Genomic DNA, 16305 nt, shown 5'->3' on the forward strand with positions numbered 1-16305 from the left:
CCGGGGAGGGTGGCGGCATGCTTCCTGACCTCAGTCGACGACAAGCGCCGGGTTCTCTTCATCATTCCTGTCTCCTGGTGCTGGCGGCAGTCCATTGAGCGTGGCATCATCTACCCAGAAAGCTCTCACGCGATTGCGATCACATTTGGTCGGCTCTCCGTCACGCTCCACCACCGTGATGGCATATGCTGCTCCGGGCATTCCTTTCAACTTTTTTTCGGGCTGAATCCCGTCCTCCCACTCGTCGCGATCAAGCACCATAAGCGAGTCAGATTTTCCACTGACTTGCATGATGATACGTGACGTGAAAAGATCACGAGATCGCAGTGCCTCTTTTCTTGGGTCCTGAAGCGCGGCAACGACAGAGATCGATGCGGCACGACCTCGAGTCAGAATCGCACGCAGGTTCTTGTCAACGCTCTTCTCTTCCTTTGTGGAATCCGCCGCGTATGTGAGCATAGCCGCCTCATCGATCATCACCACGATCCCCGGATAGGCCGGGCAGAGTTCGGCATCCCTCACTCCGTCACAACGCATCAGCTCCAGGCGGTCATCGAGCAGAGCATTGATCTCGGCAAGCAAATCAGCCGCCTCCGCGTAGGTGCGTGCCCGTTTTTCGAAGATCTGTTTGTAGGCTTCCTGCTCAACTCCGCCTTTGAGGTCAATGCCATACATTTTGATGCGACGCGCTTGAATCTGGGGAGTCATCCCTACGGCGATACCACCTAGTACGCTGCCCTTTCCGGCGCCAGTCATGCCGACGATTAGGGTGTGACCGCCAATGATCGGGATCGTCCACTGCTCGCCGGCCTCGGTGATCCCCACCAGCGCTGACCCCGCTGGAGCACTGGCCGCATCAGCAACCGGATACTTTCGAACCTCAGCGAGCGGATCCGGACCCACGACGACAGTGAGGATCACTCCGGCAGCGTCATCGGGAGATGACTCCGCCGTGACTGATGCGCCCAACGCGGACCCCAGTCGCTCGGCGGCTTTGGCCGTCTCAGCAGGAGACATGCTCGGCAGCGAGCGAATAGTCACCTCCAGGCCGCGGGGCACACGACGAATTGCCGTGACTTCGGGAACGTAGAGGTCCTCGACGATGTCGTCGCCGACCAGCGCATGATGGCGAACTCGGCGCTCCAGACCGGCAGCAGAGCACGCCGAGATCCAACGCAGCTCCCGCAGATTCCGTAGGACGCGATCGACATCATCGCGCCTCCAGTACGCGAAGATGGCCGTTCGGCTGGACCACGGCATCTCACCAGGGCGGAGAGTGGTGCGAATGGGCACACGGTGCCAAGCCAGCCACGACGCAAACGCGCACACCATGACGACAACCACCGCAATGAGAGCGAACGTCCACCGATTCCGCTCCGCAGCGATGAACCCCCAGACAGAGAGTGCCGTGAGGATGGCGGTGACTGTGGTTGCTATAGCTACCGTTAGTTGGCGCTCCCACCGGCGGAGCATCGGGCCACGACGACGGACGCGGCGCCGCCCGGCATCAGGCTGATCAAAATCTGCTGCGGTACGCATCAGCGACCGCCCTTCTCGCCTGCGGACTCATCTTCGAGGAGCTCAACCTTCGGCTTCGAGGGTGCGGACGTCGCAGGGTTCGGAACCTCTACGAGCCTGTCGCAGGTAATGGCCTGGCGCGTCTCAGCGCGATCGCCGAACGAGGTCACGGCGTATTGCTTGACCCACACGCGGCCATCCATCCTATAAAAATGGCCGAACTCATAGTTGCCTCGCTCGATAACCGAGATCGTGGTGCCAGTGTCAGGCCCGCCCCAACGACTCGGGCCGACCACGCCGGTCGCGTACGTTGGGTCGCCGTGCTTGGTGAGCTGCGGCGTACCGTCCTGCCGCATGCGCGGCCTGGCTTCCTCTGCGGTCAGGTCCTTGCCCATGCCGGCAAAAATGACGTCAGAGAACTGGGCCGAGTCGTACTCAACGTCAGACAGGTCAAGCATGATGAACTCCTTAATGTACAGTAACCGATACGAACAGACGTTCGGTTGGATGTGTGGCGACGCTCGTCGTAATCGACAGTAACCACCATTCTGATGGCCGTCAATGCCGAGATGATGCGGAACATCGGTTGGGGCGCCCAGTCGCCTAACGGACGTGTTCAATCGTGCGTGCGCATAATCTGCAGACCGATTATGTGTATAACCGGTACGGTACCTATCGCACTGGAGGCCTGAAGGTCTTGCTGTGCCTCAAATCTCGGGCGGCGTCTAGGCGCAGGAAAGTTGCCGACGAAGCGCTATCGCGACGAATCTGGCTGTGCCGAAGCTGGTGAGTGCCGCGTGATGGGCGGCGAAAGGTAGTCACCCTAGTCAAAATGTGATGTTTGACACATCTAGCGGTTCGGTAGCATCGCGGTCATGGATGACCAGCAGCGCGAGAGATGTCGAGCCAGCTGTGAGGCGATGGCCGCGGGGGCGATCGCCGCCGCCAGGGCGCTAGCTGATGGGGAGACTCGACCTGACCAGCCTGACCGGCAGGTCGTCGAAGCTCTGAAGGCGCTGGCGACTGCTCAGACCACCCTCACGGAAACGCAGCGAGCACTCATCAACGCAGCGCTAGATGCGGGCGTGAGTGTGAGGAGGACGGCGGCGGCGGCTGGGCGACCAGTGGTAACGGTGCAAAAATGGCGGAAAGACGCCAAAGAATTGGATTGACCGTAACTTCTCTCTACAGGATCAAGGGGGCCGCCTTCGGCGGCCCCGGTGGGCGGCGCGCTCCTCGCGTCGCGCGCCGCCCACCCACTAACGTGCTTGTGCCCTGCGTCGCGAAGTGCGGGACACGGATCGAAAGAACCGCAACATCACACCGAGAAACCCGGCACGCCACGAGATACCGCCCCTACACCACATCAGCACCAGCGCAGCGATGATGAGGCACCGCCGCGGGCCGGAGGGTAGGCGGGCCTGATGAAGCGAGCCCGAGCGCACGCGCGTGACCAGGACAGAATCGCGCAGCAGCCAGTGTTAGCGGCGAGACGCTCACCGCCATCCTCAACGACAGCCGACATCGTCGCGCTGCCGGTCATCCATGGCCGGATGATCCGACCCCAACAGTGCGGAAATCACCAGCCAGGAAGCCATCAAGGTGCCGCCTGCCGGAGTCACCATTCTCTAAGCAACTCTGGTCGCCACCGAGGCCGCAACAGTTATCGCACTCACCCGCCGTCGAGCATGATGCGTGACCCGGGGTCCGGAGGAGCCCAAGCCAACGCGGTACCAGGATCGCGCTCGATCTCACCGCGGATACGTCGCGCGTCCCGCGACCAGGACGTGGCCGATGCGTGCCGCCACATAACACTGTCGCCTAATACGGAGCCTCGAGCCCGTGAGCAGTAGTCCTGTCTACGCCGACGGCAACGCGTGAGACTCAAACGATCAGGGCTCCAGTCCCGCGACGTACTGAAAACCCTTCCGTGCCAACCGAATGAGCGGTGTCCGCCGCCACGACACCGATAGGAGCGCTGCAACCGCGAGTTGTGTGCCTCGCAGCATCGGCGATGACGAGCACCATCCGCTCCACCGCCAGGACGACCGCACCGCCAGGCATGTGCAGCCTGAGTCATCCGTCGAATGTGACTGCGCCGGGCAATCTCATCAGGTGACGGGGTGCATGGCATCTCCTCGTCATCGCCATCAGTGCCGGCAGCAACTACGTCCTTGAGAACGTAATTGATGACCTTCGACATATAACCTGAGGCTCTATAAGCCTGCTGCTTCGAGCCAATCACGTCGGCGCGGAGCTGAGTACCCCATCGCAGAGTCCGGCCCGACGGAGAGGAGGTGGACACGTCTGCGCAAATCCTCTCCAGAGTCGACGCGCGCTGAGAGCCAGGCTCGGACCAGAGGAACCGCCGGTCCGCCCCGGTAACGCCGAGATCGACCTCAGACACCGACGGCGGCAGCGAGATCAAGACATGGAAATGGATCAAACCGCGACTCTGCCATTCTGCGACCCGAACATACGACAACCGAGCCGAAGAGGTGCCCGTCACCCGGGCCAGCCAGTCCGACAGTGCGTCCGTGGTGCGCGTGAAAAGACGCGGAGCACATCCGTTGAAGTCGACCGCGCCGCTGTAGTCGTATGAGGCGAGGTCAATAGGGACGCCACGTAAAGGCGAGTCATGACGGTGGCGCCGACCGCACTTGCACCGCGGCGGAGCACCCGGGGTCGGCGACTTCGGCACCCGGTGGACCTCCCCGAACGAAGGCGCGGTCAGAGTCAACAGCACGAACCTCTCACCGGCATCAACCCGAGCCCGAAGGCCGCTGTACACGACAGCTCTGACGTCGCCTCTATACAGACGTGCGCAAGACGGACACGACAGCACCGAACGTGACCCACAACGGATACCAACGACGCCAGACCGTCCCGATGCCTCGTCGTCGTAGCGCATCGGGACGGGGTGCCGACACGGCAGACGCGCAAGCAAGGCCTCGTCCTGCGCGGCGAGATCAGTATCACCCTCTAGCCTCGCTCTAACCATCTCCTTCAGCACCGGGCCAGTCAGACGATCAGCCTCCGAGAGATCCCTGGCCATCAGCGCCCGAAGAAGGTTCATATGCGCTTCCGAACCGGTCGCTGACACAGACGTCATGTATACTGCGCCCGAACTCCTAAAGCGGGTGTCGTTGGTTCGAATCCAATCGAGGGCGCGGACACGACCAGTTCCTGCCGTCGTCGGATATCTCCGGTGGAATCCGGCCGGCCTCGGTAGACGTTGGTCGACGGTGGGCTCGCTGTCGGCCGGTGCTGGCCCACGGGCCGGCCACGCCCCGGTGCGTCTCCACACCCAAGGGCCAATGGGCCTATATCTTGAGCGTATGACGCCTTCGTTCTTCTCCTTCGGCCGCAAGCGGCGCGATGCTGCCCTCCGGGAGGACGAGCGCAAGGGAGCCGGAGCCTCAGGCGGATCGGATCAAACCGCCAGCCGACGGCGTTTCGCCGCCGACCTGGGGGCCCTGGCCGCGGCGCCGGCCACGCCAGAGCCGGCCCCCGAGCCGCCGGCCCAGTCCGCCCCCGTGCGCCCGCCCTGTCCTCCTGGCGCAGCCAGCTGGTGGACCTGGGGGGTGTCGCGAGCCTGGACGACATCACCCTGCTCGACGGCGTCGTCGACCTCACCGCCGCGCACCCCTCCGGCTTGGCTCAGCTCTACGCCGGCCGCCCCACCCACCTGTCCAGCATCGTGCGCGAGCGCAACGCCCTGGGCGAGGCCCGCCAGTCCCTGCGGGAGGTCTCCGTCCGCACCGACATCCTCGCCCGCCAGTTCGGCGTCGCCCCGGTCTACCTGGCCATCGGGGTGGCCACCTGGAACGAGACGGTCCCTGAGGACGGAGAGGACGACGGCGCCGTCCACCTGACCGATGGCACCTCGACGGAGGCCGCGGACCTCACCGCCCAGATCCCGCACGTCGAGCGCATCGCCGCCGAGCACGCCGCCCGCAACGCCCTGGCCGCCGCCGGCCTGACCGTCCCCGAACTGCCCTCGGGCCCGCGTGTGCGCACCGTCAACGCCCCCGTCCTGCTGCGCCCCGTGCGCCTGACCAGCGCCACCGCGGACGCCACCCTCACCCTCGACCCCACGATCGAGGTCAACCCGGTCCTCACCCGCGCCCTGCGCCGCTATCAGTGCACCACCGATATCGGTGACATCGCCCGCGCCGCCCTGTCCTCCGCAGGATTCACGCCGCGCTCGGCCCTGGCCCGCATCGGCGCCCTGGGACGCCAGTACCTGCCCGGCTTCGAGATCCACGAGCGGCTCGTCGTCGGAGCCTTCGTCCACCCCGGACAGGCCCTGGTGGAGGACTTCGACGCCGTCCTGGAGCGCTCGCGCACCTCCGCCCTGGTCGCGGCCATTGCCGGCGACGAGGACGCCCGCGACGCCCTGCGCATCGAGCTGCCCTCGCCGGTGCCCACCGATCGGGTCCCCGGCGCCGAGCGCGGTGTGGGAGACATGGAGCCCGCCCAGCTCGATGTCATCGAGGCGGTGGGCTCCGGAGCGAGCTTCCTCATCGACGCACCCCCCGGCTCCGACGTCGCCGGCACCCTGGCCGCCGTCTTCGCCGACGCCGCCGCCTCCGGTCGCACCGCGCTGCACGTGCCCGCCACCAGTGCCGACGGGCACGCCGTCGCGGCGGCCCTGCGTGAGGCGGGCCTGGGCTCCATGGTCCTGGACCTCACCGAGGACGCCGCCTGGCGCCAGCACGCCTCCGAGGGCATCCGCGAGAGCCTGGGCGTCCAGCCGCCCCAGCTCGACGTCGCCGAGATCATCTCCCTGCGAGACCGGCTCACCACTGTCCGCTCGCGTCTGGACCGCTACGTGCGGGCCCTGCACCGATCCCGCGAGCCCTGGTCGGTCTCCGCCTACGAGGCCCTCCAGAAGCTCGCCGAGCTCACCAGCCGCCGTGACCGCGCCACCACCCGGGCCCGTATCGCCGCCGAGCACCTGGGTCACCTCGACGAGGACGGCATGGACCGGGCCCTCACCCTCCTGCACCGCGGGCACGCCCTGGGGCTGTTCACCCCGGAGGTCTCCTCCAGCGCCTGGAACGGAATCCCGGTGGAGGACATGGACGAGGCCACCGACGCGCTCGTCCACCTGCGCGCCCTGGCCAACGACCTGCTGCCCTCCATCCAGGAGCACGCGGCCACGGTCGCCCGCACCACGGGCCTCAGCCGGGCCCGCAACCTCGGCCAGTGGATCGAGCAGCTCGACATGTTCGACGGCGTACGCGAGTCCCTGGACGTCTTCCTGCCCGAGGTCTTCGAGCGCTCCGCCGCCGACATGGTCATCGCCACCGCCTCCAAGCGCTGGCGCGACGAGCGGGGCATCCACATGGACGGCTCGAGGCGCCGTCGCTTCACGCGTCAGGCCAACGATCTTGTGCGCCCGGGCCGCGTCGTCGACGACCTGCACGCCGAGCTGGTCAAGGTCCAGCGCCGCCGCGAGGTGTGGCGCCGCCACGACCCCGACGGCGGCTGGCCCCGTCTGCCCCAGGGCCTGGACGAGATGCGGCGCACCGCCGGCCGGGCCCGAGGCGCCGTCGCCGAGGTCCAGCCGCTCCTGGGACGCGCCCAGGACTCACCGGTGCTCATGGATATGCCCCTGGAGGACCTCCTGGAGCTCGCCCGCTCCCTGGCCGCGGACGACCTCACCGCCCAGAAGCTCCCCGAGGTCAACCGCATCCGCACCGACCTCGAGGAGATGGGGCTGAGCGACTTCGTGGCGGACATGGCCGCCCGGAGCATCGAGGACGAGCAGCTCGAGCCCGAGCTCACCTACTGCTGGTGGTCCTCCCTGCTGGCCCAGACCCTCGCCGCCGACCCCGACCTCGGCGGCCTCGACGCGCGGGCCCTGTCCCACATGGCCGTCTCGCTGCGCGAGCTCGACGCCGCCCACACCCGCTCCCTGTCCGGCCCCGTGGCCCAGGCCTGTGCTCGCCGGGTGCGCGCCGCCGTCGAGCAGGACAAGGCCGACGCCCGTGCCCTGTACATCGCGCTGGCCCGCGAGGACGGCGTCCCGCTGCGGGAGATCATCGACGCCCACCCCATGGCCCTGCTGGCCCGGCCGATCTGGATCGTTCCGCCCACGCTCGTGCCCCAGATCTTCTCGCCCACGGCGGTGGTGGACCTGGCCGTCCTGGACGCCTCTACACCCATGCCGGTCCCGCAGGTGCTGCCCGCCTTCGTGCGCGCCGAGCAGGTGCTCGTCGTCGGCGACTCCCGGCGTGCGACGACGGGCCTGGCCGCCGAGCTCGGCCCGCTCCTGCCCGCCCGCACTCTGCCGACTGCCCGCAACAGCCTGGACGCCGGAATCGCTTCCTTCCTGGCGGCCAACGGCTACGAGGGCGTCGTCGAGGCCGTCCCCTCCCCGCCGGGGGAGGCCCACCTGTCCCTGGAGCTCGTGGACGGACGGGGGATGCCGGCGCCCGGGCAGACCGCGGTCGAGACCGTGGAGGCGGAGGTCTCCCGCGTCGTCGACATGGTCATCGACCGGGCCCTGACCCGGCCCGAGGAGTCCCTGGCCGTCATCGCCCTCAACCGCCTGCACGGCGACGCCCTGCGCTCGGCCATTGCCCGGGCGTCGGCCGGCGCGCCGGCCCTGGAGGCGTTCTTCGCCCCAGGCGCGGCTGAGCCCTTTACCGTCGTCGAGCTGGCCGAGGCGCGCGCGCTGCGACGCGACCACATCATCATCTCGGTGGGCTACGCCAAGACCCCGCACGGGCGCACCATTCACAACTTCGGCCCTGTCTCCGACCACAGCGGCATGGTGGGGCTCGTCGAGGCCCTGTGCGCCTCGCGAGGCAGCACCCAGGTGGTCTCCTGCCTGGCCGCCGGCGACATCGACCGCGACCGCCTGCGCGCCCCCGGGGCGCGCCTGCTACGCGAGGTCCTGGCCCGCGCCGAGGACGCTTCCCAGACCGGCAACTCCGCCGGCAAGGTGCCAGACCGCCTCCTGGTGGACCTGGCCGAACACCTGTGGCGCAAGGGTCTGTCCGTCGTCCCCCGCTACGGGACCGACGGCGGTGTGCGGATCCCGCTGGCCATCGGCCACCCCGACTACCCCGACGAGCTACTGGTGGCGGTTCTGACCGACGACGTCGACTACATCTCCGAGCCCAGCCTGCGCCGGCGTGACCGGCACCGCGTTGAGCGCCTCGAGCGGCGCGGCTGGCGCGTCCACATGGCCTTCTCCGCCGGGGTGTTCGTGGATCCGGAGGCCGAGGCCAAGGCTGTCGAGGAGCTTGTTCTGGCCGTCCTCGTGGAGCGCCAGGGCGACGTTGCTCCGCCGATGGAGGCCGTGCCGGACCGCGTCGACGACTCGGCGCGTGCCGTCCCCGAGGCGTCTGAACCCGATCCTGGCGAGGTGCATGAGCGCACCGAACGCCCCCGCATTGCCCAGGGGCTGCCGCTGCAGGCCTACTCCGATGACCAGCTCGACGACCTCATGGCCTGGATCCGCTCCGACGGCGTGGGCCGCTCCGAGGCCCGGGAGGTCGAGGAGCTGAGGTCGGCCCTGGCCCTGCGCCGCCGCGGTTCGGGCATCGACGCCGTCCTGGCCAACGCCGTGCGACGCACCCGCTGAGCCGCCCGAGTGATCCCGAGCAACACAGTGCATGACGGTGACACTGCCAGTGATGTGGCCAATGCTGCTCCCCACGGCGCGCCTGCGATAGGCGGTGTGGACGGGGCCTCCACTGCGGATGTAGAACCTGCGCCGCACCATGACGGAGCTCCTGGGTGCAGAGGCGCCCGTCGTCGTCGTCGGGTCGTCGCCCTGTCCCCCGGGGACCAGGAACGTGTGTCCCGCGGCGAGAACCCCGAGGATCTGGCCCGGGCCGACTACGAGCACGATGCCCTCAGCGGTATCGGTGGAGGACTCGATGCCCCCGAGACCGGTGGCGCCGGCTCCAACGACGCTCGCCTCAAACGCGATGTCCCCCCGCACTGGGGCTGATATCGAGCAGCTGCGCGCGAATGCCGACAATTATTCTTTGGTGCTGCAAGAAGAGAAATGCGGAAGGCCCCGCCGATCACGCGGATCGGCGGGGCCTTGAGATATGCGGCTATCGAATCGCTGCGGGACTCACTGCCTGGGGGAGCGGTTGGCGGAGCCGGCGGAGAGCAGGTCGCGGATCTCGGTGAGCAGCTGGACGTCGGTGACCTCCTTGGCCTCCTCCTCGGCCTTCTGCTTGGCCATACGCTCCTTGACCTTGTTCATCGGCATGACAATGGCGAAGTAGACGGCGACGGCGATGAGGAAGAAGTTGATCACCGTGGTGACGATCGTTCCGGGCATCACGTAGCCGTCGGGGTTGGCGGCAAGCTCCTGAGCGGTGGCCAGGTGGAAGGTGTAGCTGCCCTTCTCATACAGGGAGAATGCTCCCAGTGAGTCGAAGTTTGGCTGGCCAATGAGCTGCCCGATGATGGTCATGATGACCTTCGTGATGGCATCAACGATCGGCTTGAAGGCAGCACCGATGATAACGGCGACGGCGAGTTCGAGGGCGTTGCCCTGCGCGATGAACTCCTTGAATCCCTTGATCATGGCGATCCTTTCGTAGCGGCGCGGGCAGGCGTCTGCCATGGGTGCGCCATCGGGGACTAGTAAAAGTGAAGCGCCTTATCATCCGTGTAAGGCGCCGCAGCGGCATTACGGGCTCAGCACAATGCCGAGCGTGTTATTCGTAGCCGCGCCAACTACCAGAATAGCGCTACCGGCAGGAATGGCTAGTGTGATAAGTGTTACTTTCTTGTTTCCTGTCCACCGACTACCCTCCCCGACCTCCTGAATCATGATGACTCGCGCTCCGGTGCAGAGCACCGTACTGCGTTGTCCGAATGACCCGACAGGCATTCCTTGGGAAAGGCTTTGAGAAGGCTTCTGAATTCCTGGTGACTCCTGGTTCGATGATGACGGTGACGATGAAGGTAAAGCCGTAGGCGTGGAATGAGCCGACTCATCAATGGTTGAACTGTTTTCCGGGCCGGTTTGCGCGGGTGCTTCCATCTGTCCGTCGGAGCCTGTTCCCGGTGCGCCGTTCGAGGCTCCGTCCTGCGCCTGCCCGATGACGTCGACCCGGGCGCCGGGGCGAGCGAGCTCGGCTCCGACGTCGACCGGCACCTGGACCAGTCGTTCGTCAGGTCCTAGCTGTTGGGCCATGTTTCCGCTGGTCATCGAGGTGGTCATAACGGTGCCCGGCTCCAGGGCGATGGCCGCCCGGGTCCCGACGACCTGCTCCTTGGAGGCCAGGCCGGACCGGGGGAGCGCTGATGGAGGGAGACTGCTCGTCGTGACGTCCTGCTCGGTGATGAGCGCCCCGGCGCTGACCGGTTGAGCCGCGACAAGCACCTGCCGCCCCTGTGCGGGCCCCGGACGCAGCACGCTGAGCGCCACGAGGACAGCGGTTCCCAGGCATACGGCCACAACCAGGTGGCGATGACGCCACAACAGGAGCGAGGGGCGCTGCGTGGCAAGCCTGCTGCCGCGAGACGACGGCCGGACGGTGGACCCGGATGACCGGGGCGATCTGGGAGGCGAGCCGTGGGACGCCCGGCGGGATTCATGACGGGATGGACGGTGGCGGAGTCTCATGCCTCCAGGATCAGGGCAGTGGTAACGCTCGGCGCGGTCCGGCTGTCAGGCCTGTGGACGGGCGCTGCACCAGCGGACCTGTGGCCCCCGGGCGCGCGCTTCTGGCTTGCTCTCAGGCCTCCGGGGACCGGGCGTGCGCCGGCGAGCCGGCAGCCAGCAGGAACCACTCCTGAGCCGTGATGACCGCGTCCACGGGCTCATCGTGCTCCTCCACGGGAAGCGGCCCGGCCACCAGCTCCTCGGGGTGGATGATCGCGAAGGTGTGGGTCCCCGGTGCCCGCAGTGGCAGCATTCGGTCGTACCAGCCGCCTCCCTGGCCCAGCCGCCGGCCGTCGCGGTCCACGGCGAGCGCCGGAATGAGGAGAGCGTCGACGTGACGCACCGCCTCAGCCGGCAGCGCGGGGCCGCTGGGCTCTGGAGGGCGCCTGGGCGCCCGTTCCGCCAGGTCCTCACTTCCTTGGAACAGACCCCAGCAGCGCGCCAGGTGCGGTCCGAGCACCGGCAGCAGCACCTTGACGCCGGTCTCGTGAAGTCTCTCCAGCAGCAGCCGGGTGCAGGGCTCGGCCCCCACCGACACGAAGGTCGCCACACTCGCCGCACCGGCCACCGCCTCCAGGGCGTGCTCGGTCAGCGCCTCGCAGGCCGCCGTGTGCCCCGAGGAGGGGTGGTGGTGATGGGTTCGCCGGTGGGACCGCAGCACCTTGCGCAGCTCTTCCTTGGCGTCGTCGACCTCGAGTCTGCTCGTGTCAGGAAGGTCCAGCGCGCCGGTCGTCATAGGCACATCCTTGCAGGTGAGGACGCCTCGTATCTGAAACGTTCGTCCCGGCGGGGCACGCCGTGTGTCGCAAACCTGACGGTAGCCTGAGTGTCATGAGAACAGTGGCCGAACACCTGGCCGCCTGCCTGGAGATCGCCCAGGCGGCCGCGCCCCTCGACGTGGTCCTTCCTGACGCCGTCGGATGCGTCCTGGCCCAGGACGTCGTCGCCGGAATCGACCTGCCCGCCGTGGATCTGGCCGGCCAGGACGGCTATGCCGTCATCGCCAGGGACATCGCCGAGGCCGGACAGAGCAACCCGCTCGAGCTCGATGTCGTCGACGCGGTGCGCGCCGGCGACATGCGCCCCTGCCACCTCGTCTCCGGCGCGGCCGTCCTCATCGACTCCGGTGCTCCCATGCCGTTGGGGGCCGACGCCGTCATCCCCTGGACCGACACCGACCGCGGCGAGTCCCGGGTCAGTATCTACCGCGCCGTCGCGGCCGGCGACAACGTACGCCGTCGCGCCGAGGACGTGAGGTCCGGAACCACCGTTCTCAAACGGGGCTCGCGCGTCAGCGCCCGGCAGGTCGCCCTCCTGGCCGGCCTCGGGCTGCACCGGGTGCGCGTGCATCCCGCCCCGCGCGTCGTCGTGGTCTCCATCGGCGACGAGCTGGTCGAGCCCGGCCAGTCCCGCGAGGCCGGCGACGTCTTCGACGCCAACGGCCACGCCCTGGCCTGCGCGGTCACCGATGCCGGCGGTCAGGCCTTCCGCGTGGCCGCAGTCCCCGATGAGCTGCGCGCCCTGGCCGAGACCATCGAGGACCAGCTGGTGCGCGCCGACGTCCTCATCACCACCGGGGGCCTGAGCGTCGGTCAGGGAGACACGGTCAAGGAGGTCCTCGCCCCCCTGGGCTCGGTGCGGTTCGACGCCGTTGCCATGTCCCCGGGCCGCCAGCTGGGAGTGGGAACGGTCGAGGGCACTCCGATCTTCTGCCTGCCCGGCGACCCGGTCAGCGCCCAGATCGCCTTCGAGACCTTCGTGCGCCCGGTCCTGCGCCAGATCGCCGGACGCACCTCCCTGCACCGCTCCAGCCTGCCCGCCACCATGTCCGAGGGCTGGCACTCACCGATCGGCAAGCGTGAGTTCGTCCCCGTGCATGTCAGCGGCTCGCCGACCCGCGGCTACCGCGCCGAGCCGACGGCACCGCCCGGCACCGTCCGGCTGCACGGCCTGTCCGAGGCCAACGCCATCGCCGTCGTCCCTGAGGACACGAGCACCGTGGTGGCCGGCGACACCCTCCACTGCCTCCTCCTGGACAGCTGATGCCGCAAACGGGACGGGAACCGCACGACGACGCCGAGGGTCGACCCCCGGAGTCGAGGACTCTGGGCGGCGCTCTGAGAGGAGGAGTCCGGCGTGCCGCTGCCGGCCTGCTGCTCGGGGCGGGCTCTGCGTCGCGCTTCACCTGGCCGGTGCGCCTCGAGCCCGAACCGCCCCGAGGAGGGCCGGGGCCCGGCGCGCCGACCGGTTCTACTCGTCCGGCCCGCCCGTTCGTCGTGGTGCGCGAGCTTCGTGTCGACGATGAGGAGGCCTGGAGGACGCTGCGACTGACGGAGAACGATCGGCTCGCCCCCTGGGAGGCCACTCTGCCGGCCGGCGGCGGAGAGGCGATGAGCGCCTTCCCGGTCTTCGTGCGCCGCCAGACGCGGCGGGCGAGGCTGGGGGAGGCGATGCCACTCGTCGTCGAGGTCGACAACGCCTTCGCCGGGCAGGTTGCCGTCGACCCGATCACCTGGGGCGCCACCCGCAGCGCCCAGGTGGGCTACTGGATCGGCTCGGCCTGGCAGGGGCGCGGAATCATGCGCCTGTCAGTCGCCCTGGTCCTCGACCACCTCCTGGGACCGGTCGGGCTGCACCGCGTGGAGATCAACGTGCGCCCCGAGAACGAGCGGAGTCTGGCGCTGTGCCGCGGGCTCGGGCTGCGTGAGGAGGGGCTGCGGCGCGGCTACATGCACATCAACGGAGCCTGGGCCGATCACGTCTCCTTCGCCGCCCTTGCCGAGGAGACTCACGGGCCCGATGGTGTCGCCTTCCAGCGGAGACTCGCCAGCGGCTAAGGTTTTTCACGGCCCGACCAAGGGTGGGGGCGAGGGCCTGGAGGTGCGCTCGCGGGGAGCCTTGGAGGGGGTGCGGGCCGACCGCTGACCGGCGGGCCGAGGCGTGATCGTCGAGGCGGAAGAAACTTGTGTGACTCGTGTGATAACAGAGGTGTAATACTGGCGGTGTGACATCTTGAATCCCAGGTATTTCGCAGGAAAACCGGAGTGTTCCTGCGCGGGGGCAAGGGCACTCACGCCTACGGTTGCAGTGTGGGAATCGAGATCTGGGCAGTCATCGCCCTCATCACGGTTCTCTCCGTGTACCTCTTTCCGTATTTGGTGGGGCGCCGTGAGATGGCGCGGCGCTCCAACGTCCAGGACCGCTACTCGGCCGAGCTGCGCGTCCTGGCCACGGGCGCGGCCGCCGTCGAGCGTGACGACACCTGTGCGAGCAGTGGGCATGCGGAGCTCTTTCGACGTCGACCGGAGGTGAGGGTGATGAACAGGCCCGCCGTGAGGAATGTGCGTGCCCTGCGCACCGAGCGCGAGCTCGACCATGCCCGTCAGGTTCACGCCCAGGGGCGCGAGCGCCGCCGGGTCGCCGCCTCGCACCGCGGGATCGTCGCCAGCGTCCTGCTCGGGATCTCCCTGGGCGCCTGGGTGCTGGGCCTTGTGACGGCCCTGCCGTGGTGGCCCGCTCTGCTGCCCACCGCCCTGCTGGGGGTCTCCATGGTGGCCGGGCGCCGTGCCGCCCTGGCCTCCGCGGCGGCGGACCGCCGTGAGCGCCGTCGGATCGCCGAGCTCGAGCACACCCTGGTGACTCTGACCGGTCGTCGCTCGACCGCCTCGGTCGTGGCCGCACCCCGCTCCGTCGTCGACGGCGTGCGCAGCGCCACCAGCGGTGCCCCCAGCTCCAGCAGCGCCAGCGCCTCCTCTCCCCTCGCGTCGGCAGATGAGTCCGTCTCCGCGCAGGACCCGTTCTTGGAGCGACTCGCCCGCGAAGGGGTGCAGAGGACGGCTGCCCGCTCCGCGACGTCGACCCGGGAGACGACCGCTGAGGAAACTGCAGAGGCGGTTGGTGAGACGGCCACCGGGGCTGCTCCTTCCGCCACTGCGCCGGCCGTTGAGTCCGCCGCCGATGCTCCCCGCGTCGCAGACTCCGAGGCGGAGCGCCTCGCCGAGCTCGATGCCGATCTCGACGCGGAGACGGCTGCGGCCGTGGTCGCCGAGCGCGAGGCGACCCGCCGCGCCTCGGTGTACGTGCCCACGCGCCACGCCGGCAAGGTCTCCCGGGCCATGGGCGTGCGTGACGCGGTCTCACGTGACGGCGACGAGGAGAGCTCGCCGGGCACCAAGGACTTCGTCGCCTCCTTGTCGACCTCGACCTCTTCACGCCGCCTGACCGGCTGGGGGGAGCTCTTCGCCGAGGCGAGCGCCATCGAGCAGGAGGCGCGGGCGCAGGAGGCTGCGACGTCGGCCCCCGAGGCTCCCGCGCGTCCCCAGCAGGCTGCTGCCCCGGTCTCCTCCCCGGTCGCCAGCGAGCCGCCGCGTCCGGCCACCCGCCCGCAGACTCCTGCGGCCAGTGCCCCCGCCGAGGCGGATCACGTGGCCAAGGAAGCGACGACGTCGACTCCGCCCCAGGGCTGGCGGCCGGTCCACGTGCCCGCACCGACCTACACGTTGGCGGCCCGGGCGCCCCGGCGCTCCTACGCCGACCCGGTGGTCGATCCGGGCACCTATGCCCCGGTGCCCGCGCGCCCGCAGACGGCCCGTGCCTACATCCCCGCTCCGGTGGAGGATGATGAGGAGGAGCTCTTCCACCCCATCGACCTCGACGCCATCCTCGAGGGGCGGCGCGCGGCCGGAGAGTAGGGCGGGCGTGGTCCTCGTCTCGGTTGTAGCGCGGTTCCGGCGCGGTGGGCGGGCTCACCGCCACCGAACTTGCCAGGACGACCGGCGACGATGCTAGGATCGACCCCGCACCTGGGGCTATGGCGCAGTTGGTAGCGCGTCTCGTTCGCAATGAGAAGGTCGGGGGTTCGAATCCCCCTAGCTCCACGTAAGATGAGTAAATCGAAACTTGCCCCGCCTGATGGAGGGGCAGTTTTGTTTCTGCGGTGACTTCGGCCGGTGCATCGATGCTGGTGTGGGCGAGGATGCTGGCGGTGGTCTCGTCGGGTGTGTAGGTGGCGTTCTCTTCGTCGTCGATGGTGATGCGAGTGAACAGGGCGCGGTTGAGGATGAGTCGCTCAGCTGGTTCGCACTTGTTATAGAGGTCTGGGGTGCGTGGAGTTTCTCGGACTGGGGGAGTTTTTCTTC

The 16305-nt window shown here is 68.4% G+C and carries 12 protein-coding genes and 1 tRNA gene; 7 read left to right on the forward strand and 6 right to left on the reverse strand.

The window, feature by feature from the left end:
* Positions 1-30 precede the first annotated feature (30 nt).
* Together BQ8008_RS12545 and BQ8008_RS12550 are read right to left on the reverse strand one after the other, a co-directional pair.
* Positions 31-1260, reverse strand: a complete 1230-nt coding sequence (locus BQ8008_RS12545) for a type IV secretory system conjugative DNA transfer family protein (RefSeq protein WP_159086809.1) — start codon at positions 1258-1260, stop codon at positions 31-33.
* A 278-nt stretch (positions 1261-1538) separates the two neighbouring features.
* Positions 1539-1976: a hypothetical protein gene (locus BQ8008_RS12550; RefSeq protein ID WP_108834292.1), complete on the reverse strand. Its 438-nt coding sequence runs from the start codon at positions 1974-1976 to the stop codon at positions 1539-1541.
* A gap of 417 nt (positions 1977-2393) precedes the next feature.
* Here BQ8008_RS12550 and BQ8008_RS13390 point away from each other — a divergent pair, with 417 nt between their 5' ends.
* Entirely contained in the window at positions 2394-2690 is a 297-nt protein-coding gene (locus tag BQ8008_RS13390; RefSeq protein ID WP_159086810.1) for a hypothetical protein, read from the forward strand.
* Positions 2691-3190: 500 nt separating this feature from the next.
* On the opposite strand, the gene BQ8008_RS14160 is transcribed toward BQ8008_RS13390, so the two are convergent.
* Entirely contained in the window at positions 3191-4630 is a 1440-nt protein-coding gene (locus BQ8008_RS14160) for a replication initiator (protein WP_442778228.1), read from the reverse strand.
* A gap of 459 nt (positions 4631-5089) precedes the next feature.
* Here BQ8008_RS14160 and BQ8008_RS12555 point away from each other — a divergent pair, with 459 nt between their 5' ends.
* Complete coding sequence (locus BQ8008_RS12555; protein ID WP_234415408.1) at positions 5090-9118, forward strand: DNA helicase; 4029 nt, start codon at positions 5090-5092, stop codon at positions 9116-9118.
* A 216-nt stretch (positions 9119-9334) separates the two neighbouring features.
* Positions 9335-9490 carry a transcriptional regulator gene (locus tag BQ8008_RS12560; protein ID WP_234415409.1) on the forward strand — a complete coding sequence of 52 codons (156 nt, stop codon included), beginning with the start codon at positions 9335-9337 and terminating at the stop codon, positions 9488-9490.
* A 129-nt stretch (positions 9491-9619) separates the two neighbouring features.
* Here the strand turns inward: BQ8008_RS12560 and mscL are convergent, their stop codons facing one another.
* The 3 genes from mscL to BQ8008_RS12575 all read right to left on the reverse strand — a co-directional run bounded on the left by mscL (position 9620) and on the right by BQ8008_RS12575 (position 11903).
* Complete coding sequence (mscL, locus tag BQ8008_RS12565; protein ID WP_108834294.1) at positions 9620-10081, reverse strand: large conductance mechanosensitive channel protein MscL; 462 nt, start codon at positions 10079-10081, stop codon at positions 9620-9622.
* Positions 10082-10186: 105 nt separating this feature from the next.
* Complete coding sequence (locus BQ8008_RS12570; protein WP_108834296.1) at positions 10187-11128, reverse strand: SAF domain-containing protein; 942 nt, start codon at positions 11126-11128, stop codon at positions 10187-10189.
* 112 nt (positions 11129-11240) lie between these two features.
* A complete protein-coding gene (locus BQ8008_RS12575; protein WP_108834298.1) occupies positions 11241-11903 on the reverse strand; it encodes a 5-formyltetrahydrofolate cyclo-ligase in 663 nt (220 codons plus the stop codon).
* Between the two features lie 95 nt (positions 11904-11998).
* On the opposite strand from BQ8008_RS12575, the gene BQ8008_RS12580 reads away from it, so the two are divergent.
* The 4 genes from BQ8008_RS12580 (at position 11999) to BQ8008_RS12595 (ending at position 16044) form a co-directional block, all read left to right on the forward strand.
* Complete coding sequence (locus BQ8008_RS12580; RefSeq protein ID WP_108834299.1) at positions 11999-13210, forward strand: molybdopterin molybdotransferase MoeA; 1212 nt, start codon at positions 11999-12001, stop codon at positions 13208-13210.
* On the forward strand, positions 13210-14004 hold the full coding sequence (locus BQ8008_RS12585; protein WP_234415410.1) for a GNAT family N-acetyltransferase: 795 nt from the start codon (positions 13210-13212) through the stop codon (positions 14002-14004). The genes BQ8008_RS12580 and BQ8008_RS12585 overlap by 1 nt, the downstream gene beginning before the upstream one ends.
* Positions 14005-14211: 207 nt before the next feature.
* Positions 14212-15858 (forward strand): hypothetical protein, encoded by a 1647-nt coding sequence (locus tag BQ8008_RS12590; RefSeq protein WP_108834301.1) that lies wholly within the window; start codon positions 14212-14214, stop codon positions 15856-15858.
* A 113-nt stretch (positions 15859-15971) separates the two neighbouring features.
* Positions 15972-16044 (forward strand) — tRNA-Ala (locus BQ8008_RS12595).
* The last annotated feature ends 261 nt before the right edge of the window (positions 16045-16305 follow it).

The organism is Actinomyces sp. Marseille-P3109, assembly GCF_900323545.1.
Classification (GTDB): domain Bacteria; phylum Actinomycetota; class Actinomycetes; order Actinomycetales; family Actinomycetaceae; genus Actinomyces.